The sequence below is a fragment of the Cryobacterium sp. TMT1-2-2 genome, from assembly GCF_004403505.1.
In the GTDB taxonomy this organism is placed as follows: domain Bacteria; phylum Actinomycetota; class Actinomycetes; order Actinomycetales; family Microbacteriaceae; genus Cryobacterium; species Cryobacterium flavum.
This window is the reverse complement of record NZ_SOGS01000024.1, coordinates 58,814-85,019: the sequence shown is the minus strand read 5'-3', so window position 1 is coordinate 85,019 and position 26,206 is coordinate 58,814. Positions and strand designations below refer to the sequence as shown.

25 protein-coding genes are annotated in these 26,206 nt (G+C 65.9%); 10 read left to right on the top strand and 15 right to left on the bottom strand.

Annotated features, from left to right (window positions below):
• Positions 1-515: 515 nt before the first annotated feature.
• Both E3T35_RS14295 and E3T35_RS14290 read right to left on the bottom strand, forming a co-directional pair.
• On the bottom strand, positions 516-2,558 hold the full coding sequence (locus E3T35_RS14295) for a phospho-sugar mutase (RefSeq protein ID WP_241988870.1): 2,043 nt from the start codon (positions 2,556-2,558) through the stop codon (positions 516-518).
• Positions 2,555-3,388, bottom strand: coding sequence for a purine-nucleoside phosphorylase (locus E3T35_RS14290; RefSeq protein WP_134343748.1), 834 nt, complete (start codon positions 3,386-3,388; stop codon positions 2,555-2,557). Before E3T35_RS14290 ends, E3T35_RS14295 begins: the two co-directional genes overlap by 4 nt.
• Before the next feature lie 182 nt (positions 3,389-3,570).
• Between E3T35_RS14290 and E3T35_RS14285 the strand changes: the two genes are divergently transcribed.
• Positions 3,571-5,007: an NAD(P)H-quinone dehydrogenase gene (locus E3T35_RS14285; RefSeq protein WP_092341605.1), complete on the top strand. Its 1,437-nt coding sequence runs from the start codon at positions 3,571-3,573 to the stop codon at positions 5,005-5,007.
• Between the two features lie 48 nt (positions 5,008-5,055).
• Here E3T35_RS14285 and E3T35_RS14280 read toward each other — a convergent pair whose 3' ends face one another.
• Entirely contained in the window at positions 5,056-6,828 is a 1,773-nt protein-coding gene (locus tag E3T35_RS14280; protein ID WP_134343747.1) for a biotin carboxylase N-terminal domain-containing protein, read from the bottom strand.
• Between the two features lie 85 nt (positions 6,829-6,913).
• Positions 6,914-7,564: a nucleoside triphosphate pyrophosphatase gene (locus E3T35_RS14275; protein ID WP_174777101.1), complete on the bottom strand. Its 651-nt coding sequence runs from the start codon at positions 7,562-7,564 to the stop codon at positions 6,914-6,916.
• Between the two features lie 85 nt (positions 7,565-7,649).
• On the opposite strand from E3T35_RS14275, the gene E3T35_RS14270 reads away from it, so the two are divergent.
• The 4 genes from E3T35_RS14270 to E3T35_RS14255 are packed head-to-tail and all read left to right on the top strand — an operon-like array spanning position 7,650 to position 12,129.
• Complete coding sequence (locus E3T35_RS14270) at positions 7,650-8,966, top strand: class I SAM-dependent RNA methyltransferase (protein WP_134379725.1); 1,317 nt, start codon at positions 7,650-7,652, stop codon at positions 8,964-8,966.
• A gap of 37 nt (positions 8,967-9,003) precedes the next feature.
• Positions 9,004-9,711, top strand: a complete 708-nt coding sequence (locus E3T35_RS14265) for a response regulator transcription factor (protein ID WP_104130374.1) — start codon at positions 9,004-9,006, stop codon at positions 9,709-9,711.
• Positions 9,704-11,083 carry a sensor histidine kinase gene (locus E3T35_RS14260; protein WP_134379723.1) on the top strand — a complete coding sequence of 460 codons (1,380 nt, stop codon included), beginning with the start codon at positions 9,704-9,706 and terminating at the stop codon, positions 11,081-11,083. Before E3T35_RS14265 ends, E3T35_RS14260 begins: the two co-directional genes overlap by 8 nt.
• Positions 11,080-12,129, top strand: coding sequence for a hypothetical protein (locus E3T35_RS14255; protein WP_241988869.1), 1,050 nt, complete (start codon positions 11,080-11,082; stop codon positions 12,127-12,129). The genes E3T35_RS14260 and E3T35_RS14255 overlap by 4 nt, the downstream gene beginning before the upstream one ends.
• Before the next feature lie 403 nt (positions 12,130-12,532).
• Here the strand turns inward: E3T35_RS14255 and E3T35_RS14250 are convergent, their stop codons facing one another.
• The gene (locus E3T35_RS14250; RefSeq protein WP_104088549.1) at positions 12,533-12,769 is read right to left on the bottom strand and encodes an acyl-CoA carboxylase epsilon subunit; all 237 of its coding nucleotides are present in this window, start codon (positions 12,767-12,769) and stop codon (positions 12,533-12,535) included.
• On the bottom strand, positions 12,769-14,373 hold the full coding sequence (locus tag E3T35_RS14245) for an acyl-CoA carboxylase subunit beta (RefSeq protein WP_134379721.1): 1,605 nt from the start codon (positions 14,371-14,373) through the stop codon (positions 12,769-12,771). The genes E3T35_RS14250 and E3T35_RS14245 overlap by 1 nt, the downstream gene beginning before the upstream one ends.
• Before the next feature lie 243 nt (positions 14,374-14,616).
• On the opposite strand from E3T35_RS14245, the gene E3T35_RS14240 reads away from it, so the two are divergent.
• Both E3T35_RS14240 and E3T35_RS14235 read left to right on the top strand, forming a co-directional pair.
• The gene (locus E3T35_RS14240) at positions 14,617-15,441 is read left to right on the top strand and encodes a biotin--[acetyl-CoA-carboxylase] ligase (protein ID WP_134379719.1); all 825 of its coding nucleotides are present in this window, start codon (positions 14,617-14,619) and stop codon (positions 15,439-15,441) included.
• An 8-nt stretch (positions 15,442-15,449) separates the two neighbouring features.
• Positions 15,450-16,025, top strand: a complete 576-nt coding sequence (locus E3T35_RS14235) for a PH domain-containing protein (protein ID WP_134379717.1) — start codon at positions 15,450-15,452, stop codon at positions 16,023-16,025.
• Here E3T35_RS14235 and E3T35_RS14230 read toward each other — a convergent pair.
• A complete protein-coding gene (locus tag E3T35_RS14230; protein ID WP_134379715.1) occupies positions 16,002-16,532 on the bottom strand; it encodes a GtrA family protein in 531 nt (176 codons plus the stop codon). The two genes, E3T35_RS14235 and E3T35_RS14230, sit on opposite strands and share 24 nt — an antisense overlap.
• A gap of 131 nt (positions 16,533-16,663) precedes the next feature.
• Here E3T35_RS14230 and E3T35_RS14225 point away from each other — a divergent pair, with 131 nt between their 5' ends.
• From E3T35_RS14225 to E3T35_RS14215, 3 genes are all read left to right on the top strand, one after another.
• The gene (locus E3T35_RS14225) at positions 16,664-17,800 is read left to right on the top strand and encodes a 5-(carboxyamino)imidazole ribonucleotide synthase (protein ID WP_134379713.1); all 1,137 of its coding nucleotides are present in this window, start codon (positions 16,664-16,666) and stop codon (positions 17,798-17,800) included.
• An 83-nt stretch (positions 17,801-17,883) separates the two neighbouring features.
• Positions 17,884-18,351, top strand: coding sequence for a 5-(carboxyamino)imidazole ribonucleotide mutase (gene purE, locus E3T35_RS14220; RefSeq protein ID WP_134379888.1), 468 nt, complete (start codon positions 17,884-17,886; stop codon positions 18,349-18,351).
• The gene (locus tag E3T35_RS14215) at positions 18,348-19,712 is read left to right on the top strand and encodes an LCP family protein (RefSeq protein WP_241988868.1); all 1,365 of its coding nucleotides are present in this window, start codon (positions 18,348-18,350) and stop codon (positions 19,710-19,712) included. Before purE ends, E3T35_RS14215 begins: the two co-directional genes overlap by 4 nt.
• A gap of 7 nt (positions 19,713-19,719) precedes the next feature.
• Here E3T35_RS14215 and E3T35_RS14210 read toward each other — a convergent pair whose 3' ends face one another.
• The 8 genes from E3T35_RS14210 to rfbB all read right to left on the bottom strand — a co-directional run bounded on the left by E3T35_RS14210 (position 19,720) and on the right by rfbB (position 26,170).
• On the bottom strand, positions 19,720-20,988 hold the full coding sequence (locus E3T35_RS14210) for a type II toxin-antitoxin system HipA family toxin (RefSeq protein ID WP_134343739.1): 1,269 nt from the start codon (positions 20,986-20,988) through the stop codon (positions 19,720-19,722).
• A gap of 3 nt (positions 20,989-20,991) precedes the next feature.
• Positions 20,992-21,252 carry a helix-turn-helix domain-containing protein gene (locus E3T35_RS14205; protein WP_158252847.1) on the bottom strand — a complete coding sequence of 87 codons (261 nt, stop codon included), beginning with the start codon at positions 21,250-21,252 and terminating at the stop codon, positions 20,992-20,994.
• 165 nt (positions 21,253-21,417) lie between these two features.
• Positions 21,418-21,672: a GtrA family protein gene (locus E3T35_RS19895; protein WP_255574769.1), complete on the bottom strand. Its 255-nt coding sequence runs from the start codon at positions 21,670-21,672 to the stop codon at positions 21,418-21,420.
• Positions 21,673-21,822 (bottom strand): hypothetical protein, encoded by a 150-nt coding sequence (locus E3T35_RS19890; protein WP_241987574.1) that lies wholly within the window; start codon positions 21,820-21,822, stop codon positions 21,673-21,675.
• Positions 21,823-21,825: 3 nt separating this feature from the next.
• Entirely contained in the window at positions 21,826-22,968 is a 1,143-nt protein-coding gene (locus E3T35_RS14195; RefSeq protein ID WP_134343737.1) for a glycosyltransferase family 1 protein, read from the bottom strand.
• 119 nt (positions 22,969-23,087) lie between these two features.
• Positions 23,088-24,194 (bottom strand): glycosyltransferase family 1 protein, encoded by a 1,107-nt coding sequence (locus E3T35_RS14190; protein WP_241988877.1) that lies wholly within the window; start codon positions 24,192-24,194, stop codon positions 23,088-23,090.
• A gap of 139 nt (positions 24,195-24,333) precedes the next feature.
• Complete coding sequence (rfbD, locus tag E3T35_RS14185; protein WP_134343735.1) at positions 24,334-25,182, bottom strand: dTDP-4-dehydrorhamnose reductase; 849 nt, start codon at positions 25,180-25,182, stop codon at positions 24,334-24,336.
• A gap of 1 nt (position 25,183) precedes the next feature.
• A complete protein-coding gene (gene rfbB / locus E3T35_RS14180; protein WP_134379711.1) occupies positions 25,184-26,170 on the bottom strand; it encodes a dTDP-glucose 4,6-dehydratase in 987 nt (328 codons plus the stop codon).
• Positions 26,171-26,206 lie beyond the last annotated feature (36 nt).

Below are 26,206 nucleotides of genomic sequence, written 5' to 3'. Positions count from 1 at the left end.
GTTTTCGGACGGGGCCCGGGCCCCGTCCACGGGCCCAGTTTATAAGCTGGGCCCTGGGCTATAAGGTGGGCCCGGCGACCACATGCCCCGTCACTACCGCTTTCCGGGCCCGGTCCCGGAAACTGGGACCACGATAGACTTGGGTTCTGTTTCCGGTTCCCTGCACCTGGGCCCGGTTCCCGAAGGTGGGCCCGGCACCCGCGTGCTGCCGCCCACTCAGTGAGCGCCGCACAATGGATGCCAGCCAGCGCGAGCGGGCCGCGCCGCGGCATCCGCTCGCCGAACCGTGAGTTTCAGCCGGTTGCAGTCGCCGAACCGTGAGTCTTGACGCCCAGCCGACTTTCACTTTCCGCAGGACGATGACCACGACGCCATCGACGAGGTCGCGGCCCGCTCCTCGCGGCGCATCGGCTGGGTCGCGTCGTACTTCGACTACGTGTACTTCTCGCTGTCCAACTCCATGGCGTTTAGCCCGACCGACACGATGCCGCTCTCGCTGCGCCCAGCCGCACCACCTACGCGATCAGCGCTCGCATGCCCCGATCGAGCTCATCGAGCGCCGCCTGCGCCGCAGCGCGCCGCTCGACCAGCGTGCCGACCGTGCTGCGGGTGTCGATGTACACCTTGAGTTTCGGTTCGGTTCCGCTCGGGCGCACCATGACGCGCGACCCGTCCGTCAAACGGATGCGCAACACGTCACTCGGGGGAAGGTCGCCCAACCCCCAGCGAAAGTCGTCGATCTCGTCGACCCGAATGCGCCCGACGTGGGTCGGCGGGGACTCCCGCAGACGCGTCATCACGAGCGCGATCGTGGACAGTTCGGACACCCGCACCGAGATCTGACCCGACGCGAAGTGTCCGAACTTCTCGCTGAACAGCTCGAGGTAGCCGGCGAGAGTGGTCCCCTCCGACTTGAGGTCGCTCACCAGCGAGAGCAGTGCGACCGCGGCGGAGATGCCGTCCTTGTCGCGCACGGTCTCCGGGTTGACCAGGTAACCGAGCGCCTCTTCGAACCCGTAGACCAGGTTAGGCACCCGCGATACCCACTTGAATCCGGTGAGGGTTTCTACGAAACGCAGGCCGTAGGTATCCGCTACCGCGTGCAGGGCGGGAGACGACACGATGGAACACGCGAGTGCGCCGGTCTCCTCAGTGATAACAGCGTCAGGGTCAGAACCAGCCAGCGCAGCGGCCCGCCAGCCGAGAATTGCGCCAACCTCGTTGCCGCTCAGCCGGCGGTAGCCGCTCGCGCTGGACAGATCGGGGATGGCCACGGCGAGGCGGTCCGCATCCGGATCGTTGGCGATGATCAGCTCGGCGCTCACCTCGCGGGCGGTCTCGTAGGCGAGATTCATGGCGCCGGGCTCTTCCGGGTTCGGAAATGCGACGGTCGGAAAGGCGGCGTCCGGGGCTATCTGCGCATCGACCAGGGTCGGCAGGTCGAAGCCGGCCTTGACGAGCACGCGGCGGGTGGTATCCCAGCCGACCCCGTGCATAGCGGTGTACACCGCGTTCACCTGCGCGCGCGGCGTGTGCGCGATGCCGGCTGTCGCCGCGATGTAGGCGAGCACGACGTCTTCCTCGGCCGTCTCATACGCCCCGCGCGGAAGCTTCAAGACGTGCTCGTCGGCGGCGACGCGCAGAATCTCGTCCGAGATCGCCTTGTCATCGGGGGAGACGATCTGCGCACCGTTGTTCGCGCCGCCCAGATACACCTTGTAGCCATTGTCATTGGGCGGGTTGTGCGACGCGGTCACCATCACACCGCAGCTCGCGTCGAAGTGCCGCACCGCGAACGCGAGAACGGGCGTCGGCAGCAGACGCGGCAAGAGGATGGCGCGCACCCCCGCGCCCGCCATCAGCGCCGCCGTGTCGGTCGCGAAGACGTGCGAGTTCTTGCGTCCGTCGTAGCCGATGACCACCGATGGCGTCACGCCGGGCGCTGCGTGCCGGCGCAGGTAGGTGGCGAGGCCGGCCGCGGCCTGCGAGACGAGCACGCGGTTCATGCGGTTCGGTCCGGCGGAAATTTCGCCGCGGAGCCCGGCCGTGCCAAAGGCAAGGCGGGTGTCAAAGCGCGAGTGTAGGTTCGACAGGGCCACCGTGTCGCCATCGTCGACGGCATTGATGAGAGCGCGCAGCTGCGCCTGCGTCTCCGGATCGGGATCCTGATTCAGCCAGGACCTGGCCGCCTGCAGCAGCGTCGCTGTACGGTCGCTCGGAGTCTCCGGTGTCTCGTGCGCGACCGGAGCCGTTGCGAGGTCGTCGACATCGTCGTTTGCCGTGCCATCGGGGCTCATCGTCTGGATGGCAACGGTCGGTTCTGAGCCGGCATCGTCGCTGTCGTGCACGATGGTCTGAATGGCGACGGTGGGCTCGGATCCGGCATCGTCGCCGTCCTGCACGATCGGCAGGGCGCGGGTCGGGGTGTGCACTTCGTCGGCCGCGTCGGCATCGGTGACGTGCGGCGCGGCATCCGCTGGCGGGCCGGAATGGCGACCGCCGCTGCGCGAAACCGTCGGGGCGTCGTTTTCGGAATCGGCACGCTCGCTGCCGGTCACAGCGCGGCCACGATCCGGGCGAGGAGCGCGCTGATCACGGGTTCGGCCAGCGCGCCGGCCTCGATCACTTCGCCGTGACTGAGCGGGGTCTTCTGAATGCCGGCGGCGAGGTTGGTGATGAGCGAGAGCCCGAGAACCTCCATGCCGGCCTGCCGGGCCGCGATGGCCTCGAGCGCGGTCGACATGCCCACGATGTGGCCACCGATGGCCTTGGCCATCTGTACCTCGGCGGGCGTCTCGTAGTGCGGCCCGCGAAACTGGCAGTACACGCCCTCGTCGAGGGTTGGGTCGATGCCGCGCGCGAGATCGCGCAGTCGCTTCGAATACAGGTCGGTCAGGTCGACGAAGTTCGCGCCCTCGATCGGGGAATCGGCAGTCAGGTTGATGTGGTCGCTGATCAGTACCGGGGTTCCGGGCTTCCACGATTCACGGATGCCGCCGGCCCCGTTGGTCAAAATCATCGTTGTCGCACCGGTCGCCGCCGCCGTGCGCACACTGTGCACAACCCGGCGCACGCCGTGGCCCTCGTAGTAGTGCGTGCGGGCGCCGATCACGAGCGCGCGCTTGCCTCCGGGAAGCAGGATTGAGCGCAACGTGCCGGCGTGGCCGACCAGCGCTGGAGCGCTGAACCCGGTGATATCTGCGGCGGCCACGGTGTGCGTGGTCTCGCCGATCAGGTCGGCGGCCTTGGCCCAGCCGCTGCCGAGGGTGAGAGCGATGTCGTGCCGGGGCACTCCCGTGATGCCGGCGATCTCCGCAGCGGCCGAACGTGCTGCCTCAAACGGATCTGTTTCGGGCAGGTCTAACGGGTTGATCTCGTTCGTGAACATTTCACTACTCTAGAACCCCCACCTTGAGCACGGAGATTCTGCGCGAATTCTGCTCATCGGCGCGCCGAACGGCCGTCGAAACGGTCATTCGGCGTGTTTTCGCCCTTTTCGAGGGACAAACCGGGCTCCGCGGGCGGCGAAGCGGTTTTGTGGGGGCTCGGCGCCTTGAGAGAATGGAGTACATGGCCTATGAGTTCGAACGCAAGCAGCGCATCGCAGTACTGGGCGGTGGGCCCGGCGGATACGAAGCGGCCATCGCCGGAGCACAACAGGGTGCTGACGTCACCCTCATTGAAAGCGTCGGTGTCGGCGGTTCCGCCGTGATAACGGATGTCGTCCCCTCCAAATCCCTCATCGCCACGGCCGAGGCCTCGAACTCGATCGGCGAGGCCACCGACCTCGGCGTGCAGTTCTTCGTGCGCGGAGAAACCGGCAAGCCCCTGCGCCCGGAAGTGGCCATCAACCTGGCCGCCGTCAACAAGCGCCTGCTCGCCCTCGCCCGCCAGCAGTCCGAAGATATGAAGGCCACGCTCATTCGCGCCGGCGTGCGCTACGTACAGGGCCACGGACGCCTGGACGGCACCACCGGAATCATCGTCGCGACCTCCGGCGACTCGACCGCCACCGACTTCGACCGCATCGACGCCGACACCCTCGTGGTCTCGGTCGGGGCGAGCCCCCGCGTGCTGTCCTCCGCACTTCCCGACGGGGAGCGCATCCTCACCTGGACCCAGCTCTACAACCTCAAGGCCATCCCCGAGCACCTGATCGTGGTCGGATCGGGCGTCACCGGCGCCGAGTTCGCCTCCGCCTATCGTGCCCTCGGCGCCAAGGTCACCCTCATCTCCAGCCGCGACCAGGTTCTGCCCGGTGAAGACGCCGACGCCGCCAACGTCATCGAAAACGTCTTCAAGCGCAACGGCATGACGGTGCTGTCCAAGTCGCGGGCCTCCTCGGTGGAACGCACCAAGACCGGTGTCATCGCCACCCTCGAAGACGGACGCACGGTCGAGGGCAGCCACTGCCTCATCGCCGTCGGCTCCATTCCGAACACCGCTAACATCGGGCTCGAGCAGGCCGGCGTGCAGATCACCGACTCCGGTCACATCCAGGTCAACCGCGTCGCCCGAACCTCGATTCCGAACATCTACGCGGCCGGGGACTGCACGACCGAGATTCCGCTGGCATCCGTTGCGTCGATGATGGGCCGCACCGCCGTCTTCCACGCCATGGGGGACACCGTCAACCCGATCGAGATTCGCAACGTGGCCGCCAACATCTTCACGCAGCCCGAGATCGCGACCGTCGGCTACACCCAGAAGCAGATTGAAGACGGACTCGCCCAGGGCGAGATCTACAAGTTGCCCCTGTCGCAAAACCCGCGCGCCAAAATGATGGGAATCAAGGACGGCTTCGTCAAGCTCTTCGCCCGCACCGGCAGCGGCACGGTCATCGGCGGCGTCATCGTTGCCCCCAAGGCCAGCGAGCTCATCTTCCCGCTCGCCCTCGCCGTCGAGCACCGCCTCACCGTCGACGAGGTTGCGCGAACCTTCCCCGTCTACCCCTCCCTGACCGGCTCCATAACGGATGCTGCGCGAGCGATGCACGTAGTCCTCTAGTTCCTCAATCCCCGCGCCTGCTCGAAAACGAGGCGCGAGGGCTGAAGGCTAGGCGGCGTCGGAGACAGTCAGCAGCACCGAGCCGGAAGAGACCGTCTCGCCGACGACGGCGGCGACGTTGCCCACGGTGCCGTCGCGGTGCGCGACGAGGGGCTGCTCCATCTTCATGGCTTCGAGCACGAGCAGCAGGTCGCCCTTGACGACCAGGTCGCCCTCGGCGACGAGGAGCTTCACGATGGTCGCCTGCATCGGCGCCTTGATGGCGTCTCCGGTGGCGGTGTCGACGGAGTGCAGGCCGCTACGACGCTTCGGTGCTGGTCCCACCGAACGGGCGCTCGCGCCGCCGGGAAGCAGACGGGTGGGCAACGTCACCTCGATGCGGCGTCCCCCCACCTCCACGACGATACTGTGGCGCTTCTGCTCGCCCGGGGCGTCTTCCATGCTGCCGCTCCACGGTTCGATGTCGTTCTCGAACTCGGTCTCGATCCAACGGGTGAAGACCGTGAAGGGCTTGCCGTCGGTCGGCGCGAAGGCCGGGTCGCGCACGACCTTGCGGTGAAAGGGCAGCACGGTGGGCAGGCCGGCCACCTCGAACTCGTCGAGGGCACGGCGCGAACGCTCGAGCGCTTGTTCACGGGTTGCGCCGGTGACGACGAGCTTGGCGATGAGCGAGTCGAACGATCCGCTAATTACATCGCCCGACTGCACGCCGGTGTCGACACGCACGCCGGGGCCGCCGGCGGGCTTGAAGACGTGTACCGGGCCGGGGGCAGGCAGAAAGCCGCGGCCGGCATCCTCTCCGTTGATGCGAAATTCAAAGGAGTGAGCGGATGCGACCGGGTCGCCGTAGGTCAGTTCGCCGCCCTCGGCGAGGCGGAACTGCTCACGTACCAGGTCGATGCCGGTGACCTCTTCGGAGACGGTGTGCTCGACCTGCAGGCGGGTGTTGACCTCGAGGAACGAGACGGTGCCGTCCTGGCCGATCAGAAACTCGCAGGTTCCGGCGCCGAGGTAGCCGACCTCTTTCAGAATTGCCTTGGACGCGCGGTACATCTCGGTCGTTTGCGCTTCGGTGAGAAACGGTGCCGGCGCCTCTTCGACGAGCTTCTGGTGCCGGCGCTGCAACGAGCAGTCGCGGGTCGACACGACGACGACGTTGCCGTGCATGTCGGCGAGGCACTGGGTTTCGACGTGGCGGGGGGAGTCGAGATACTTCTCGACGAAGCATTCGCCGCGACCGAAGGCTGTAATGGCCTCCCGAGTGGCGGAGTCGAACATTTCGGCAACCTCGTCGCGGGTGCGGGCCACCTTGAGGCCGCGGCCGCCGCCACCGAAGGCAGCCTTGATCGCGACGGGCAGGCCGTGCACGTCGACGAAGGCGAGCACCTCGGCGGCATCGCTGCACGGGTTCAGGGTGCCGGGCGCCATCGGTGCATTGACCTTTTCGGCGATCTTACGGGCCGAGACCTTGTCGCCGAGCTGCTCGATGGCCTCGGGCGACGGCCCGATCCAAATGAGGCCAGCGCCGATCACGGCGCGGGCGAAGTCGGCGTTCTCGGCCAGAAAGCCGTAGCCGGGGTGCACGGCGTCAGCGCCGCTCCGGCGGGCGATCGACAGAATCTTGTCGATGACCAGGTAAGTTTCGGCGCCGGTGGTGCCGTCGAGACCGTACGCCTCGTCGGCGAGACGGGCGTGCAGAGCGTCGCGATCCTGGTCGGCGTAGACGGCGACAGAGAGAATTCCACTGTCTTTCGCGGCACGGATGACCCGAACGGCGATCTCGCCTCGGTTGGCGATGAGGACCTTCGTTATGAGTGACACAATCACTTAGCCTATTGCCCGCCGCCGCATCCCTTTTGGTTCTGTCCCACAAAAAGACCCGGCAGATTCTTGCGGATGCCTACAACTACAGTGCTCCGGGGCGATTCCACAGGGTCGGCCACTCGTGTCCGAGGGCGCGCACCAGCCGCCGCAGCGTCGGTAGCGACAGCCCCACCACGGTCGACGGATCCCCGACGATGCTCGTAATAAAGGGAGCACCGAGACTGTCGATCGTGAAGGCCCCCGCCACGAACAATGGCTCCCCGGTGGCGATATAGGCGTCGAGCTCGGCGTCGTCGAGGTCGTCGGCGAAGGTCACCTCGGCCACCGCGACCGCGCCGATCGCCCGCCCGGGCCGGCCATCAGCGACCTCGATCAGCCAGTGCCCGGAATACAGCGTGCCGGTGCGGCCGCGCTGGCGCTCCCACCGCTCGCGGGCAGCATCCGCTGTGTGTGGCTTGCCGTAGATGACGCCGTCGAGCACGAAGACCGAGTCGCCGCCGAGCAGCAGGCCGGTGCGCGGTTCGTCCAGCCGAGCGGATGCCGCTGCCTCCGCTTTCGCGCGCGCCAGCAGCTCCACGAGTACTCGCGGCTCGAGCGCCGAGCCCACAGCGGCTTCAGTCTCGGCGACGAGCCGAGCCTCGTCCACCTCGGGGTTGATCAGCACCGGTTCGATGCCGGCCGCGCGCAGCAGGGCCAGGCGAGCCGGAGAGGTGGAAGCCAGATAGAGGCGCATGGTGATCCTTTTCAAACGGGGCGTAAGCATCCATTTAAGCAGGCGGCAACCCGCAGCCCGGCAAGCGGTGTGGGATCATCGTTAGATGAGCAACACGAGTCACCAGCCCCAGGCCTCCGAGCCGACATTGTCAGCCAGTGTCGGCGACGAGCTTGAACTGAACATCACCAACGTCGCCCACGGCGGAATCTTCATCGCCCGTCACGAGGGCCGCGTCATCTTCGTCAGCGACACCCTGCCCGGCGAACGGGTGCGGGCCCGTCTCACCGAGGCCAACCACAAGAGTTTCTGGCGGGCCGAAACCGTCGCCGTCATCGACGCTGTCCCCGAACGGCAGCCGCATATCTGGAGTGCGGCATCCATTGACCGCGCCCCCGAAAATCGGGCCGGCGGCGCCGAGTTCGGCCACATCGAACTCGGCTTCCAGCGCGAACTCAAACGCCAGGTACTCGCCGACGCCCTGCAGCGCATGGCCGGACTCGCCACCGACGTCGTGGTCGAGCCGGTCGCGGTCAGCGTCAAGGCCAGCCCCGGCGACGCGATGGACGGCACCGGATGGCGCACCCGGGTCAGCCTGCACGTGGCCGCCGACGGAACCATCGGCCCGTACGCCGCCCGCAGCCACCGGGTGATTCCGGTCGACGACCTGCCGCTCGCCGAACACGAGCTCGAACTGCGCGCCCCGCTCGACACCCTGTTTCACAACGCGGCTCAAGTGGACCTGGTCGCGCCGAGCAAGGGCGACGTGCAGGTGCTGGTCTCGGCCAAGGACAGCAACGGCAAGCCCAAGCGGGTGCCGCACGGTCTCATTCACGAGGTCGTCGCCGACCGTGAATTCGAGCTGGACCGCTCCGGATTCTGGCAGGTACACTCCATGGCCGCCGATACGCTGTTCCACGCGGTGCAGAACATTATCGATCCGTCGTCGTTCGACCCGCGCGCCTCCAACCTCGACCTCTATGGTGGTGTCGGACTGCTCGCCGCGGCCGTCGGCGATAAATTCGGCCCGACGACCCGCATCACCTCGGTCGAAAGCGACCCCGAAGCTGTCGCGTTCGCCGCCCGCAACCTCAAGGAATGGGCCGGTGCCACCGCCGAGGCCGACCGCGTCGACCGCTTTCTGCAGCGCCTCTTGCGCGAAGCGGATGCCGCCGAACGCGCCCGTCTCGCCGCCGCCACGGTGGTGCTCGACCCGCCACGCTCCGGAGCGGGCAAGGCCGTCGTTGACCAGCTCGTCGCCATTGCACCGCAACAAATCGTCTACGTGGCCTGCGACCCGGTGGCTCTGGCCCGTGACGTGGCCCTGTTTGCGAAGCAGGGTTACCAGCTGAAGTCCCTGCGCGCCTTCGACCTGTTCCCCAACACCCACCACGTCGAAGCCGTCGCGCTGCTCTGCAAATAGCTATCGTTGTACCCAAACAACCCGAAGGCAGCCCTACGTGAGCAACACAGCAGCAGATCCCGCACCAACCACCCCCACCGACGCGCCCGTTCGCGTCGGTATTGTCGACGACCACGAGTCGGTACGACTGGGCTTACAAGCCGCCTGCGAGAACGCCGGCTACGAAGTTTTGTTCGCGGCAGCAACCGCGCAGGCGCTCGTCGCCGGCCTGGCCGGCCGCAAGTGCGACGTGATCGTGCTCGATCTTTCGCTCGGTGACGGGTCGCTCGTCACCGACAACGTGCACCTCGTGCAAACCACCGGCTCCGCCGTGCTCGTGCACAGCATCGCCGACCGGGTCGCCTCGGTGCGGGAAGCCCTCGCTGCCGGCGCGGCCGGAGTCATCCCCAAGTCGTCGCCGACCACCACGGTCATGGCGGCCGTCGCATCCGTTGCCCGCGGCGACGTGCTCAACAACCTCGAGTGGGCCACCGCCATCGACGCCGACCGGGACTTCGCCAAGGCGCAGCTCGGCCGCCGCGAACGCGACGTGCTGCACCTCTACGCTTCGGGCCTGCCGCTGAAGATGGTGGCCATGCAGTTGGGGATCGCGCACTCCACCGCCCGCGAATACCTCGATCGCATTCGCGTGAAGTACGTCGAGGTCGGTCGCCCTGCGCCGACCAAGGTCGACCTGCTGCGCCGCGCCGTCGAAGACGGAATCCTGCCCGGGCTCGACGCCACCGAAGCTGACCGCGGTGTCTAAACGGGCCGCCCGCCAGGGCGACCGCAACCGCCAGGGCACCCTGGCCTCCACGGCAACGCAGCCATTCACGGCCGTCGGTGACGACGCATTCGAGACCGACGGCAGCCTGTTTGGCCGCGCCCGGCAGCCGCGCAACCCGATCAGCCAGGCCCAGATCGAAATCGTGCTGTCGCGATCGGTGGCCGCCGTCGCGGTGATCTTTGCCCTGCAGTCCGTGCCACTTATGCTCGAGCAACTGGAGAGCCGCAAAGCCGCGGCGGGCGTGCCGATTGCGATCCTTCTGGCGCTGACGATTGTGATCTTCGTCGTTGCGACGCTGATCCGGCAGGGCATCCGAACGGCCGCGGCCGCAGTGGCCGCTGTCTACCTCGCCGCACTTTTCGTGTGGCCCATGCTCATGATCGATCCCACGGCTGTACTCGAGAACAAGCCCTGGCTGTGGTATCTCTGCAGCGTTGCTACCTCGTGCGCGGCCATCGCCCTGCCGTTGTTCTGGGCCGTCGCCTACACCGTGATCACCCCGGTCGCCTTCGGACTCGTGCGGGTGCTGCCGTCCGGCGGTGAGGCCGAGACCCTGCTTGCCGTGCTTGACACGTTCTATGCCATGTTGCTCGGCGGCACCGTGCTCATCATCATCTACGTTCTGCGCGAGGCCACGGCCAAGGTCGATTCCGCCCAGTCCAATGCGCTCGCGAAGTACTCCGTGGCGGTGCGCCATCACGCCACCGAGGTGGAACGGGTCGAGGTTGATTCCATCGTGCACGACAGTGTGCTCGCGACCCTGCTCTCTGCGGCGGGCGTGCGCAATGCCAGGGGCGCGGAACTGGCCGCCGCCATGGCTCGCAGCGCCATCATCCGCTTGCAGGAAGCCAACGGAGAGCGCAATCTCGACGATGCGTCCGTCGCCGTCAGTAAGTTGGTCGCGCGCATCCGCACCGCCGCGACCGCGACGGGCGTGTTCACCGTGACCGAGCTCTGCGTGGATGGCCTCAGCATTCCGGAGAATGCCGCCGAAGCCCTCTATTCGGCCAGCGTGCAGGCCATGGTCAACAGCGTGCAGCACGCGGGTCCCGCACAATCGCGCAGCGTCACGGTGGGCGGTAACGACCAGAGCGGATGCACCATCGAGATCAGCGACACCGGCCGCGGCTTCGACGTGTCCGCCGTCGCTAGCGCCCGCCTGGGCTTGCGGGTGTCGATTCATGACCGGATTGCCGCAGTCGGCGGTGTTGCCGTGCTGCGCACGAGCCTCGGCCAGGGCACGACCATCACCATCACCTGGCCGCGGCCCGATGAGGCGGGCGAGCCGATCGCCGTCCAGTCAGCCGAGGCGAAGGGCGCGCTGTCCGGGCGCGACGCGGGTGGACAATGATGACCGGCGTCGTCGTTGTCTCCCGTGCCCTGACCCTCATCGTGGCGGCCTTCTTCTCTGGCTACCACGTGTTGCTCGGCGTATATTCGCTCGACACACCGCATTCGGCAGCGCCGATTTTCGCTGCCATGGGCCTGTATCTCGTGGCGACGGTTGCGAGCCTCTGGCCCTCCAGCCCGATGCGCATGTCGCTGCCGCTGGCCCTGTTCAATGTGGGCGTCTCGGTGGCGATTCCGCTGATCGTGGGCAGCCAGCTCGACGGGTCCTCCGGCAGGCTGGGGTACGCCACCTGGTACGTCGCCGCGGTCGGCACCTTGATGACGATCACCGCCACCCGCAAGCGCCCGCAGCTGGCCCTGCTGGGCGTCGGCGCGCTCGTCGTGCACAGCGTCATCTGGGCCGGCGTCGGCGAGCTGGGGCACATGGGCGTCATTGGCAGCGTGGTCTGGGTTGTCGCTGCCGGGCTGCTCTCTCGAGCCCTCGTGAAGGCCAGCCGGGATGCGCGCCAGTATGCGCGGGCCGAGCGTGAGGCGAGCGGATGGCATGCCGCCCAGGAGGCTCACCTCTACGAGCGCCAGGTTCGGCTGACCCAGACCATGCGCCTGGCCATGCCCATGCTGCGCCGCATCAGCGAGAGCGACGGCGATCTGAGCGAGGCCGACCGCCAGGAGTGCCGGCTGCTCGAAGCGGCAATTCGGGACGAAATCCGCGGGCGGCGTCTGCTGAACCACGCCGTGCGCGAGCAGGTCATGGCCGCCCGGCGGCGGGGTGCGAGCGTCACCCTGCTCGATGAAGGCGGGATCGACGACCTCAACGGATCTGAGCTCGAGATCGTGCTCAACGCCCTCGCGACGGCCATCGGCCGCACGAACGCGGATAAGATCATCGCCCGCACGTCGGCCGACAGCGCGACCATCGCGGTGACCGTGGTGGGCCTGAACAGCCCCGACCCGGCCGTGAGCGCCCTCGGACCGGACTTATCCGGCGAAGAAGAAGTCGACCTGTGGATGGAGATCCCTCGGCGGGCAGCGACTGCCGTGGTCTGACGGGGGCGTGACTGGCCGCGTGCCGGCCGGCGATCTGTGCCGCGTGCCGGGGTGCTTGACGGGCGGCGAAGTAGGCGGCGTGACGGACCATCCGCTGGTGGGAACGCGAAAGGGGATCAGCCGAAGCTGATCCCCTAACGACTATTCGAGAAAGGACGCCAACCCGAATGGCATCCGTTCTCGCCCCCAACACATTCGCTCGCTTACCCTAGTCAGCGAATGATTGGTGGTGAAACTCCAGGAGCGTCACCGAGCACCTTTAGTCTGTACTATCCCCGCTGCCCGCACAGTCGGCATTTAGGAGGACAGACCGACCGGTAGTTGCGCCCCCGCATTTCGGGACGGGGCCCAGTTTATAACCTGGGCCCCGTCCGCAGTAGACACGGGCGAGAGGCGGGGGGAGTCAGCCGGTGAAGCCGCGCCAGCGACCGGCGCCGGGGTACACGGGCTTCCGAATGGCACGCTGGTTCTGCTGCCAGGCGCTCTGGCCCAGTTCCGGCGCGGCCCGACGCTCGTCGGACTCTTCCTGCAACAGGCCACGGATGACGGCGCTCACCGCCGACACCTCGACATCACTCACACGCGTGGTCACGAAAACCAGCTCTGACGGGTCGAACTCTGACGGCTTCGAAGATGGCATTAGAGCGGAATATTCCCGTGCTTCTTGGCAGGCAGGGTGGCCCGCTTGGTGCGCAGCGCGCGCAGCGCCTTGATGACCGATACCCGGGTTGCGGCCGGCTCAATGATGCCGTCGAGTTCCCCGCGCTCAGCGGCCAGAAACGGGCTCGCCACGTTGTAGGTGTACTCGTTGGCCAGGCGGGTGCGCACGGCGGCGACGTCTTCGCCGGCCTGCTCGGCCGCCTTGATCTCGGCGCGATAGAGAATGTTCACGGCACCCTGGCCGCCCATGACGGCGATCTCCGCGGTCGGCCAGGCCAGGTTGGTGTCGGCTCCAAGCTGCTTGGAACCCATCACGATGTACGCGCCGCCGTAGGCCTTGCGCAGGATGACGGTGACCAGCGGCACGGTGGCCTCCGCGTAGGCGTAGAGCAGTTTCGCCCCGCGACGGATGATGCCGGTCCATTCCTGGTCGGTACCGGGCAGAAAGCCGGGCACGTCCACGAGGGTGAGAATCGGGATGGAGAATGCGTCGCAGAACCGCACAAAGCGGGAGGCCTTCTCGCCGGCCTCGATGTTCAGCGTGCCGGCCATGGCGTTGGGCTGGTTGGCTACGATGCCGATCGAGCGGCCCTCGACCCGGGCGAACCCCACGACAATGTTCGGTGCATACAGCGGCTGCGTCTCGAGAAAGTCGCCGTTGTCGACGATGTGCTCGATGACCGTCTTCACGTCGTAGGGCTGGTTGGGCGAATCGGGGATGATCGTGTTGAGGCGACGGTCGGCATCCGTTGTTTCGAGCTCCACCTCGCTGTCGAACACGGGTAGCTCGGCCAGGTTGTTGTCGGGCAGGTAGCTGAGCAGGGTGCGGGCGAAGTCGAGCGCGTCGGGCTCGTCGCTGGCGAGGTAGTGCGAGACGCCGGAGATCTTGTTGTGGGTGAGGGCGCCGCCGAGCTCTTCCATGCCCACGTCTTCGCCGGTGACGGTCTTGATCACGTCGGGGCCGGTGACGAACATCTGGCTGGTCTTGTCGACCATGATCACGAAGTCGGTCAGCGCGGGGGAGTAGACCGCGCCACCGGCGGCCGGGCCGCAGATGATCGAGATCTGCGGAATGACACCGGATGCCGCCGTGTTGCGACGAAAGATCTCGCCGTACTTGCCGAGGGCGACGACGCCCTCCTGGATGCGCGCTCCGCCGGAGTCGAGAATGCCGATGATGGGCACCCCGGTCTTCAGGGCGAGGTCCATCACCTTGATGATCTTCTCGCCGGCTACCTCGCCGAGCGAGCCGCCGAAGATGGTGAAGTCCTGGGAGTACACGGCCACCTGGCGGCCGTGGATGGTGCCGGTTCCGGTGACGACGGCGTCGCCGTACGGCCGCTTCTTCTCCATGCCGAAGGCCACGGTGCGGTGCCGCACGAACTCGTCGAGTTCCACGAAGGACCCCTGGTCGAGCAGCAGGTCGACGCGCTCGCGGGCGGTCATCTTGCCCTTGGCGTGCTGCTTCGAGGTGGCGGTCGCCCCGCTGGCGGTCACGGCTTCGTGATAGCGCAGCTTGAGGTCGGCGAGTTTTCCCGCCGTCGTATACAGGTCCGGTGCCGCAGCGGGCGTCTTATCAGTCACCGTTTCACTCTACCGGCACCCCCCGGGCGCTTTCCGTTGACGATATTCCACAACTTTGCAGCGCAACACTGGTCGTTTCCCCCTCTGGCCACGCATTTCAGCCCGCATCGTGGCTCAATCGGCGACCTCTACCGCCCGCCCCGTTCATAACTGCGGAGATCCTGGCCGAAATGGCAAGGAATAACACATTTGGGGTCAGATTCGGCAGAATTACCGCAGTTACGTTTGAAGGAGAGAGTAGCCATGGAGTTTTCGCTCAGCCGCACCGAGGTCACCCGGTTCGAGTACCGGTCCGAGGCCGCCTCCACCAACGATGTGCTCAAAGAACTGGCCACAACGGATGCCGCCGCCTGGCCCGATTTCTCGGCCCTCGTCACCGACAACCAGACTCAGGGGCGTGGCCGGCTCGGTCGCGTCTGGCTGGCCCCGACCGGCAAAGCCCTGGCCATCTCGGTGCTGATCCGACCCCAGTTACCGCCGGCGACGCTCGGCTGGTTCCCGCTCCTCGCCGGCGCCGCCATGACCCGTGCCGTCAAAAACGTGGTGGAAAAAAGCATGAAGCCCGTCGAAGGCGTCAAAGAGGCCGAGGATCCCCGCCACGACGTGACCCTGAAATGGCCCAATGACGTGCTCATCGACGGCTACAAGGTGTGCGGAATCCTCTGCGAACTGCTGCCCGACGCCAGCGGCATCATCATCGGCGCCGGCCTCAACCTCTCGCTCGACGAGCACGACCTGCCCACCCTCACCTCCACCTCGCTGCTGCTGGTCACCCGCACCACGCCCGACCCCGACGCGGTACTCGCCGCCTACCTGCACGAGCTCGCTACGCTGTACCGGGCCTTCCTGAAGGCCAACGGCGACGCCCAACACAGCGGACTGCATCAGCAAGTCGAAGAACTGTGCGGCACACTCGGCAGCGCAGTACGAGTGGAACTGCCCGGCGGCACCGACCTGGTCGGCACCGCCACCGGCATCGACGCCGAGGGAAGGCTGCGCGTCGTCAACCAGGTCGATGGCGAAGAACGGTCTGTCGCCGCCGGCGATGTCACCCACCTGAGGTATTAATAGAAGTAATGAAAGCCAAGAAGACAGAGCCCAACGAGACCGAACCCTCCGGCTACGCCCGCGAGAGCCGGCCCGAGAAGGTCGTTGCCCGCCTGCGCCCGCACGCCCGGGTGCTGGCCTGGCCCACACTGCTCTTGTTCGCCCTGGCCGGTGGCACCGGCTACTTCTTCGGCAACCTGCCCGAGCCGTGGCAGAACGCCACCCTGCTCGCCGGTGCCATCCTGCTGGCGCTGCTCGGCTGGCTGCTGCCGCTCGCCGCCTGGCTCACCAAGCGCTACACGATCACCACCCGCCGCATCATCTTTCGCCACGGATTCTTCGTGCGCACCCGGCAAGAGCTGCTGCACAGCCGCGGCTACGACGTGAGTGTGCGGCAGAACTGGCTGCAGGCCGGGTTCCATTCGGGCACGGTGCTCATAAATTCGGGGCTGGAGCATCCGCTTGTGTTGAAAGACTTGCCCAACGTCGACCTCGTGCAGAGCACGCTGCACGACCTCATGGAGCAGGCGAGCACGGTCATGGGTTCCCGCCGGCAGGAGCAGTCGGCGCTCTCCGAAGAGTCAGCGTTCTGGGGTCGCCGCTAGCCGAATAGCCCCGGTGCGGGTACTGACCACGGCGATACCAACGGATACCGGCGCCCCGCTCCGACTCGGCGCGAACACCCAGTAGCGGTACAGCGCGAAACGAAACACCGCGCCGAGAATGAGGCCAACGACGTTGCCCGAGATGTTGTCGGCGAGAACGCTGGTGTAGCCGAGCACGTAGTGGCTAAACCAGAGGCAGCCGATGCCGATGCCCATGCCCACGAGGCTCACCGCGAGAAACTCCAGGCCCTCGCGAGCCGTGTGGTCCTGCCGGTTTTTGCTGAAGGTCCAGTAGCGGTTGCCGAGCCAGTTCACCAGAATGGCGAGCACGGTCGAGATGACCTTGGCGTAGATGGGGCCGGCGTGTACGTCGGCGGAATCCAGCACGGTGGTGCGCAGCAGGTTGAACACCGTGAAGTCCACCACGAAGCCCAGCGCACCGACGGCGCCGAACTTGAGGCCCTGACTCAGAAAGCTGAGCAGGCGCTGCTTCAGGGTGATCGACATGCGTCCGTCCGACGTTCGGTAAAGTGGCACTAGGAAAGCATTGAAGTCTCGCAGTCTACGGCGTGTTGAAATTGCCTGGCTGGGTATTCCCGTTCGTTTAGCTGAACGCTTGCATAGAAAATGGTGAACAGATGGCTTTGACCGTCGGTGTGATTGGCGCAGGCCAGCTGGCCCGCATGATGATCCCCGCGGCCGTGAACCTCGGCATCGAGCTCAAGGTTCTCGCTGAAGCCGATGGCATGTCCGCCGAGCTCGCCGCGGTCCGCGTGGGCGACTACCGCGACCTGGTCACCGTGCTCGCCTTCGCCAAGACCGTCGACGTGATCACCTTCGATCACGAACATGTGCCGCAGGAGATTCTGCGCGAACTCGTGCGCGAGGGCGTCAGGGTGCACCCCGGCCCCGATGCCCTGCTCTACGCGCAGGACAAGCTGCTCATGCGCGAGAAACTCGCCGAACTGGGCCTGCCCGTGCCGGACTGGGCCCGCATCACTGATGCGGCCGGCCTCGCCGACTTTTTGCAGGACCACGGCGGCCGCGCCGTCGTGAAGACCGCCCGCGGCGGCTACGACGGCAAGGGCGTGCGCGTCGTCAGTCACGAACACGACGTTGACGACTGGTTTCAGGCGCTCGCAGAGGACGGCAACGGCGGCGCTCTGCTGGTCGAAGAGCTCGTGCACTTCAGCCGCGAGCTCGCCCAGGTGGTCGCCCGCCGCCCCAGCGGCGAGATCGCCGTCTGGCCGGTCGTGGAGACCGTGCAGAAAGAAGGTGTCTGCGCCGAGGTCATCGCGCCGGCCCCCCAGTCCATGGGGCGTCTCGCCGACGTCGCCACCGACATCGCCGTTGCCGTCGCCGAGGGCATCGGCGTCACCGGGGTGCTCGCCGTCGAGCTGTTCCAGACCACGGATGAGCGCCTCCTCATCAACGAGCTGGCGATGCGCCCGCACAATAGTGGTCACTGGTCGATCGAGGGTTCGACCACGAGCCAGTTCGAGCAGCACCTCCGCGCTGTGCTTGACCTGCCGCTCGGAGCGACCGGCGCCCGGGACCCGTGGACGGTGATGGTGAACATCTTCGGCGGACCCGCGTCAGGGTCGCTGGGTGATCGTTATGGGAGCGCTCTCGCGGAGCATCCGCTCGTGAAAGTGCACAACTACGGCAAGTCATCGAGGCCCGGCCGCAAGGTGGGCCACGTGACGGCGGGCGGCGACGATCTCGATGAAGTTGCCTATCAGGCGCGCGCCACTGCACAAATCTTTCAGGACTGAGCCATAGGATCATCTGCGTGCCAGATAACACCGAGACATCCACTGTGCCTACTGACGGCAGCAAGCCTATCGTCGGCCTGGTCATGGGCAGCGACTCCGACTTCACCGTCATGAGCGCTGCGGCGCAAACCCTGAAGGACTTCGGGGTCGCGCACGAGGTGCAGGTTGTCTCGGCACACCGCACCCCAGAACGGATGCTCGACTACGGCCGCACCGCGCAGGCCCGCGGCCTCAAGGTGATCATCGCCGGAGCCGGGGGAGCCGCGCACCTGCCCGGCATGCTCGCCGCCATGACCACGCTGCCCGTGGTGGGCGTGCCCGTTCCTCTCGGGCTGCTCGACGGCCTCGACTCGCTGCTGTCGATCGTGCAGATGCCGGCTGGCGTTCCGGTCGCGACAGTGTCGATCGGCGGAGCGAAGAACGCCGCGCTGATCGCGATCAAGATTTTGGCCACGAGCGACGACGCGCTGCGCCTGAAGCTCGAAGACTATTCCGTACAGCTCGCAGATCTGGTTGAGCAGAAGAACCGGGACCTCCAAGAGCGATTATGAGTAGTGTTTCCGACCCGATCCGGCACCCGAATTCCGGCTCCGCACGCATCATGACAACGCGTGCGTGGTGGCTTGTCGTACTCAATTTCGTTCTGCCCGGTTCGGCGCAGGTGCTCGCCGGCAACCGTCGGCTCGGTCGGTTCGGCCTCGGCGCCACCCTCACCCTGGTGGCCGTGGCGATCATCGCCGGCACCGTCTATCTGTTCTGGCCCGAAGTGCTGCTCACCGTGTTCACGAGCACCATCGGCCTCTGGGTCGCCGCCGCAGTGCTCGCGTTCTACGCGGTCACCTGGCTCGTGCTCACCGTCAACACCCTCAGCCTGATCAACCTGGTGAAGGCCGCGCCCGGTGCCCGCCCGCTCATCGCGGCGTTCTCCGCCGCCCTTATGGTCGTGGTCTGCGGCACCGCCGGCTACGGTGCCTTCGTCGCCACTTCGGCCAGCGGGTTTCTCTCCTCCGTCTTCGTTGCCGGCCCGAGTCAACCGCCGGTCGAAGGCCGTTACAACATTCTGCTGCTCGGCGGCGATGCCGGTGCCGACCGTGAGGGCCTCCGCCCCGACAGCATCTCCGTGGTCAGCATCGACGCCACGACCGGCCAGGCCACGACCATCAGCCTGCCGCGCAACCTCGAGAACGCGCCGTTCTCGGCCGGATCCTCCCTCGGCGCCCTCTACCCCGAGGGCTACGGCTCGATCGACGGATGCGACGTCTCGGCCTGCATGCTCAACTCCATCTTCACCGAGGCCGAGTTGAAACGTCCGGAATACTACCCCAACGCCACGGCCGAGGGCAGCTCCCCGGGCATTCAGGCCACGCTCGAGGCCGCACAGGGCATCACCGGACTCACCATCCAATACTTCGTGCTCATTGACATGCAGGGCTTCTCCGACCTCATCGATGCCCTCGGCGGCGTCGACATCACGGTTTCTGAGCGGCTTCCCATCGGCGGCGACGAGCAACTCAAAGAGGTCGAGGGCTGGATCGAGGTCGGCCCCCAACACATGGACGGCACGACCGCCACATGGTACGCCCGGTCCCGCCACACGACCAGCGACTACGACCGAATGGGGCGCCAGACACAGCTGCAAGAAGCACTGCTCGCCCAGTTCAACCCGGCAAATGTGCTGACCAAATTTCAGGGCGTTGCCACAGCAGGCACTGAGGTAATCAAAACGGATGTCCCGCAGGGCATGCTCGGCTACTTCGTGAACCTCGCCAGCAAGACCAAGGAGCTGCCGGTCATCTCGGTGCCCCTGATTCCCGAGAACGGCGTCGACCCCGAAAACCCCGACTACGCGGCCATCAAGGCCATGATCGCCACGGCGCTGGCCCCCGCGCCCACCGCCACGCCCGCCCCGTAGCCCTTCGTTACCAACCGCGTTCGCGCGCAAGTGTGAAGATCGATTTTGACACCGTCGTCGCGAATCCCTGTTCCTCCGAGCCACCACTGACGCTCCCGGCGGCATCCGCGAATGCGCCGGCAACATTGCCGCGTATGTAGCGAACACGCTCTTCAGCGTAATCTGCAGGGATCTGCAGTTTCGCGGCCACCGCGAGAAAGTCCTGGAGCCCGATGGCGTCCATGCGATACTCGTCGCCGACCTTCATCGCCGAGCGAAGCGCACCAGTCGCCGGATACGGCGCGTGCGTCCCGAGGTCATAAAGCGGGGCGAGCACAGCGCGGTCGCCACGCAAGAGAATCGAGATGTTCTTTGCATGCGCGTCGGTGCAAGCGGCCGATACGTTGAACACGAGGGAATCAAAGAACCGCTTCTGGCTTGCCTCCCGATCGTTTAAGGGCAATCGGCCGAGCAATTGAGCGATGGTGCCAACGCCCGGGCCGCCGTCCTGCTGATACTTGAGGTCTGGTGGAACGCTCAGAGCCTGGCAGAGGTCTTCCTGATGTAGCCGTGCCCATCGTCCGTCGAATTGTCGTCGGTCGTATCGGCGGGAGACAAAGACGCGATCGTCCTGCTCCGTCGTCGTGAGCTCGTGGTCGGAGACGTTGAGCCCCAGAAGGCGGGCCGCGCGCATCGTCACATACTCGTTCACGTCATGATTGGAGTACGGCGCGATGGCCGGTTTCAGAATGTGCGTGGTCGGCGTGGAATCGTTGGGCACGCCCCACCCTCCATCATCGAATCGGAATAGGGCAACCTTGGGCTGCGCGCCAGGCAAACTCCACCGCGCGTCGTCGCCGCGCTGTCCCCAGGTATCGGAGTGCTGAACGATGTCTTTGATGAGGCTACTGAATTCATCATCGGAAAGTCGTTCGACATCTCCCTGTCGAGTGGCGGCATCGGTCGAGGTCTCATCGGGCGGCAGGATCTGTACGGCTCCCGCGGCATCCCGGCCGACGTGGGCCAGCAGCCCGAAAGCGTTTCGAGCGGATGTTTGATACGTTGCAGCTAGTTCAGCAAGCTTGGTCGGGCTGTCGGTCAAAAGGCCCTGCAGGAAGGCCGTGACGACCTGCGATGGGTGCTCGCGCCTTGCCAGCGGCATGGAAAGCGATAGGGGCGTCGACCGACTATCCAACCGGTATCGTTCGTCGTAGGCAAAGGTGGTTTTGCCCTGTTTGGTTTGGGCGAGCGTGCCGACGCGCTCGCCGTCGAGGTAGACGTAGAGTTCGGAGTTCACCGGTCATCGCCCCAGATCGGCAAAGACATCGTCAAGCACATTGTGCGGGTCCGGGGCTCGATCGCTGACATCCAGGGCGAGCTGCAGCACCTGAAGCACGTCGAAAACACGAAAGAGCGACACGCCCACCTTCGCGGATTCGAAGTTGACGAGCCATTCACGAGAGACTTTTGCGCGGTCGGCTACTTGCTGTTGGGTAAGTCCCAAGGCCTCGCGTTTCGCGCGCGCCAGCGCACCAAGATCCTGTGCGGAACGTGTATACATTTCAGCCTCCACGGTGGTGGATCGTCCACAGCTCCCATTATGGATGATCATCCACAATCCGGCAAGTGCATGATCGTGCACATGCTCCCCAGAACAGCAACCCACATCGCGAAGCGGCCACATACGAGTGGGTTACCCGCCGGCGAGCGGCGGCGGCCCCTTTGTTCACTCACCACTGCGGCGAAACGAGAACTTCTTGTGCCTGAAGAAGCTCAACAACGTGGTGACCACGAGAATCACCAGTTGGGCGAGCAGCGGCGGCACCCCGGCGACCTCAACCAGCAGCGGCAACGCCACCGCATGGATGCCGATCGCCACCAGATACACGCTCACGAAGCGAACAAAGTCCCGCAGCACGTGGCCACGCACCACAAACACGAATCGTCGGTACAGCACGAAGGCCAGGGAAATGCCAACCACTTACGAGAGAGCGAGGCTCAGCAGATAGCCGAGGTAGACATCCGTGAAGACCCAGACGGTGAATGCCGAGAAGACCAAGTACCCGACGAGCGTGTTTGTCGCGCCGACCGCGAGAAACCGCACACGCTGGTCCTGTAGAAAACTCCCCATGGCCTACAGATCCGCGTGCAGCTGCCACACGCGCTCGGCCGAGTCCCGCCAGCTGAACGCCCGCGAGCGGTCCTGACCGAAGATGCTCATGCGGCCCCGCAGCACGCTGTCGCCGAGCACCCGGTTCACCGCGTCGACGAGACGTGCGGGATAGTCCTTGGAATTGGAACGCTCGACCGCTACACCGGCGTCGCCGGCCGCTTCCAGCAGCGCGGGGGCGTCGGAGTGCACGACCGGTGTACCGAGGTGGAACGCCTCAATGATCGGTAGGGCGAAGCCTTCTTCCAGGCTCGGATACACGAAGACGCTGGCCCGGGCAATAACAATGGCCAGGTCGGAGTCGCTCAAACCCGACAGAGCGCGCACGCGACCCGGCTCCAGCCCGGCTTCATCGGCGACCGAGGCCAGGTCGAGCTCGCCCCAGGTGTCCGGGCCGAGCACGATCAACGGCAGGTCCGGCGCGCCCGGCAGACCCATCGCTGTGATCAGCGCAGTGACCGCCTTGCGCGGATCGAGTGACCCGGAGGTCAGAATGTATTGCGACGGGAGCCCCAGGCCTTGCAGCCGCTCCTCCACGAGCGGAATAGCGGGGAGTACGAGCCCACGTCCGACGGCGCCGCCGATCACGCGCACCCGGTCGCCGAGGTCCATGATCTCGGTCAGCTGTCGGGCCACGGCGTGGCTCGGCACCACGATCGCGTCGGCGTGCTTGCGGGCACGCTTGAGCATGCCCTTGGTCCAGGCCACGGTCGTCGGCGTCAGAGACGACGGATGCGTCCACGCCAGCACGTCGTGCAGGGTCACCGCAATCTGAGTGCCGTCGTCGGCACGGTTGTGGTGGCGCAGCGGCGCGAGCAGGCCCGGCGCGTGAATCAGGCCGGTGCCCGATGCCGCGGTCACGCCGAGCGCCCACGCCGTGGCCAGCTCGCGGCGGGCCAGCGTGGTCTTGTGCAGATTAGCCAGGCCCGGCAGGGCAGCCTCAATGAGTTCATACTGTGCGGGTGGTGACGACGAGACGATGCCCTCTACGTCGCACTCGGCCGGCGCGGTGGCAATCAGCGCGCGCGTGAGTTCCTCGGTGTAAAGCCCGACGCCGCCCGGAACCGGGGCGACCATCTGGTCGACGACTACCCGCAGAGTGATCATGCTGCCTCCAAGACCCCTGCGCCGACGGCGGCGTCGCGAGGCAATGTTTGAACGGAAAATCGTGGGGTGAGGTGGGGCTGGACTGAAACTCTCAAGTATTCAACGAATATGCGCATGGGCTACAGGTCCGCATGCAATTGCCAGACCCGCTCGGCGGAGTCCCGCCAGCTAAACGCTCGGGCCCGGTCCAGGCCGCGCAGCCGAAGAGTGGCATTCAGGGACGCGTCGCCTAATACTCGCGTGATGGCCGCAGCCAGTCGTTCCGGATACCCAGCAGCGTCGTTCAGCGCCACAACGTGCCCTGCATCCCCAGCAACCTCGACGAGGGCGGGAGCATCGCTGTGCACCACAGGGGTGCCGAAACTCATGGCCTCCAGCAGTGGGAGTCCGAATCCCTCGGCTTGGCTCGGGTACACGAACACCGTTGCTCGCGACAAAATGAGCGCAAGGTCGCTGTCGCTGACGAAGCCCAGCGCACGAACGCGACCCTCCGCAAGCCCGGCCTCGTCGGCAACTGCGGCGACGTCCAATTCGCCCCAGCCTTGTGGCCCGACGATCAGCAAAGGCAGGTCTGGCGCGCCGGGCAGGCCCAGCCCGCTAATGAGAGGAGTTAACCCTTTGCGCGGTTCAAGTGTGCCGACGGTCAGAATGAACTCTTTCGGCAGTTCTAGCTCGGCAACGCGTGCATCCGCGTTCGTAGGCAAACGCAGTTCGCTGCTGACTGCCCCGCCGATCACACGAACGCGGTCGCCGAAGTCCATGATCTCTGAAAGGGCACCCGCCACAGCGTGTGTGGGCACGATGATCGCGTCGGCATGCTTTCGGGCCCGTTTGGCCATCGCTTTATGCCAGGTCACACCGTGGGGCGTCAAAGTCTCGGGGTGCGTCCACGGCACGACGTCGTGAATGGTCACGGCGACCTGATTTTGATTCGTGGAGCGATCGTGCCGCTTCAATGGCGCCAACAAACTCGTTGCATGCACCATGCCCCCGCCGGGCAGTGAGGTCAACCCTAATTGCCAAGCCGCAGCGAGCTCGCGTCGGGGGAGAGTCGTCGTGTAGAGGGTGGCCAGGCCAGGCAGCCGCTCCATAACCGATGCGTATTTCGCGGGGGTTGACGCACACACCACACCTTCCACGTCGCAGCCGACGGGTGATGTGAGTATCAGCTGACGAGTGAGGTCCTCGGTGTATCGGCCGATTCCGCCCGGAACTGGCGAAATCATCTGGTCCACAATCACTCGAAGGGTTGTCATCGTTACTTAACTCTCGCGTGGAATTTCGAGCGTACGAAACGCAAGGGTCGCGTCAGTCGCCACGACATCGTTCCAAGCGCCGTCGTACTGAACGTCTCGTGGGCTTCCACTATCGCAGCGCTCCGGCAGCCACGGCGGCTTCGAGCGCCTGTCGCCAATCGCGCATCGGTTCGATACCTGCTTTCGTCCAGGCGTCGTGGCCGAGCACCGAATAGGCCGGTCGGGGTGCTGGCAGCACAAAGGCCGAGCTGTCGGTCGGCAGCACGCGTTCAGGGTCGAGTCCGGCGAGGGCGAACACGTCGCGGGCTTGGTCGAACTTCGAGGCGACACCGGAGTTCGTACCGTGGTAGATGCCGGCGGGCGCGGCCGAGTCGAGCAGCAGCACGATCTGCGAGGCGAGGTCCATCGTCCAGGTGGGCTGGCCGATCTGGTCGGTAACGACGTTTAAGGTGTCGCGCGTGCCAGCAGCCTTGAGCATGGTCTTGGCGAAGTTCGGTCCGTTCTCGCCGTACAACCACGCGGTGCGCACGATGTAGCTGCGCGAGCCGTTCTCCACCTGCACGAAATCCTCGCCGGCGGCCTTGGTGCGGCCATACGCCGAGATGGGGCTGTGCGGCGTGTTCTCTGCGTAGGGCGTGGTGGCGCTGCCGTCGAAAACATAGTCCGTTGAAATCTGCACGAGCTTCGCGTGCCGAGCGGATGCCGCGACGGCCAGATTGTAAGGTCCCACCGCGTTCACGGCGTAGGCCTCGTCCTCGTGTGTTTCGGCGTCGTCGACCTTGGTATACGCAGCACAGTTGATGATGACGTCGTGCCCGGCAACGGCGGCCTTCACCGCGTCGAGGTTCGTTACGTCGAGGTCGCTGCGGCCGAGAGCCGTCACTTCACGTCCGGCTAGAGCAGTCTGCAGGTCACGGCCCAGCATGCCGGTCGCCCCGGTGATGAGGTAACGGGTCATGTCAGTTCAGCGCCGCCCGGGCCTTGAGCGGTTCCCACCACTGGCGATTGTCGCGGTACCACTGCACCACGTCGGCGAGGCCCTGTTCGAACGGAACCTGCGGGGCATAGCCCAGTTCGGCTTGAATCTTGGAGATGTCCACCGAGTAGCGCAGGTCGTGCCCGAGACGGTCGGCGACGCGGTCCACATAGGACCAGTCCTTGCCGGTCGAGTCGAGAAGCAGCTGGGTGAGCTCCTTGTTGGTCAGCTCGGTGCCGCCGCCGATGTTGTAGATCTCGCCGGCGCGGCCGCCGACGAGCACCATCGCGATGGCGCGGGTGTGGTCGTCTACGTGCAGCCAGTCGCGAATGTTGTTGCCCTCGCCGTAGAGGGGAACGTGCAGGTCGTCGATCAGGTTGCTGACGAAGAGCGGAATGACCTTCTCGGGAAAGTGGTACGGGCCGTAGTTGTTCGAGCAGCGCGTGATCGACACGTTGAGGCCGTGCGTGCGGTGATAGCTGCGGGCGAGCAGGTCGCTGCCGGCCTTCGACGCTGAATAGGGGGAGTTGGGCTCGAGCGCCCGCTCCTCGTTCCAGGAGCCTTCGGCGATCGAGCCGTAGACCTCGTCGGTGGAAACGTGCACGAACCGGGCCAGCTTGTGGCGCAGCGCTGCGTCGAGCAGCTGCTGGGTGCCGAGCACGTTGGTCTCGACAAAGATGGTCGAGTCCATCACCGAACGGTCAACGTGCGACTCAGCGGCGAAGTGCACCACCGCGTCGAGCCCGGGAAACAGGGTGTCGAGCAGTTTGCCATCGCGGATGTCTCCGTGCACAAAGCTGTATCGCCGTGAATCGGCGATGGGGGCGAGGTTTTCGAGGTTGCCCGAGTAAGTCAATGCGTCGAGCACGACAACCTCGGCGCCCTCAAGGCCCGGGTACTTGTCTTCAATCGTGCGTCGCACAAAGTTGGAGCCGATAAAACCGGCGCCGCCGGTGACGAGGATCTTCATATAGGAGTAACCGTTCCGTTCGTAGACATGGCCTTG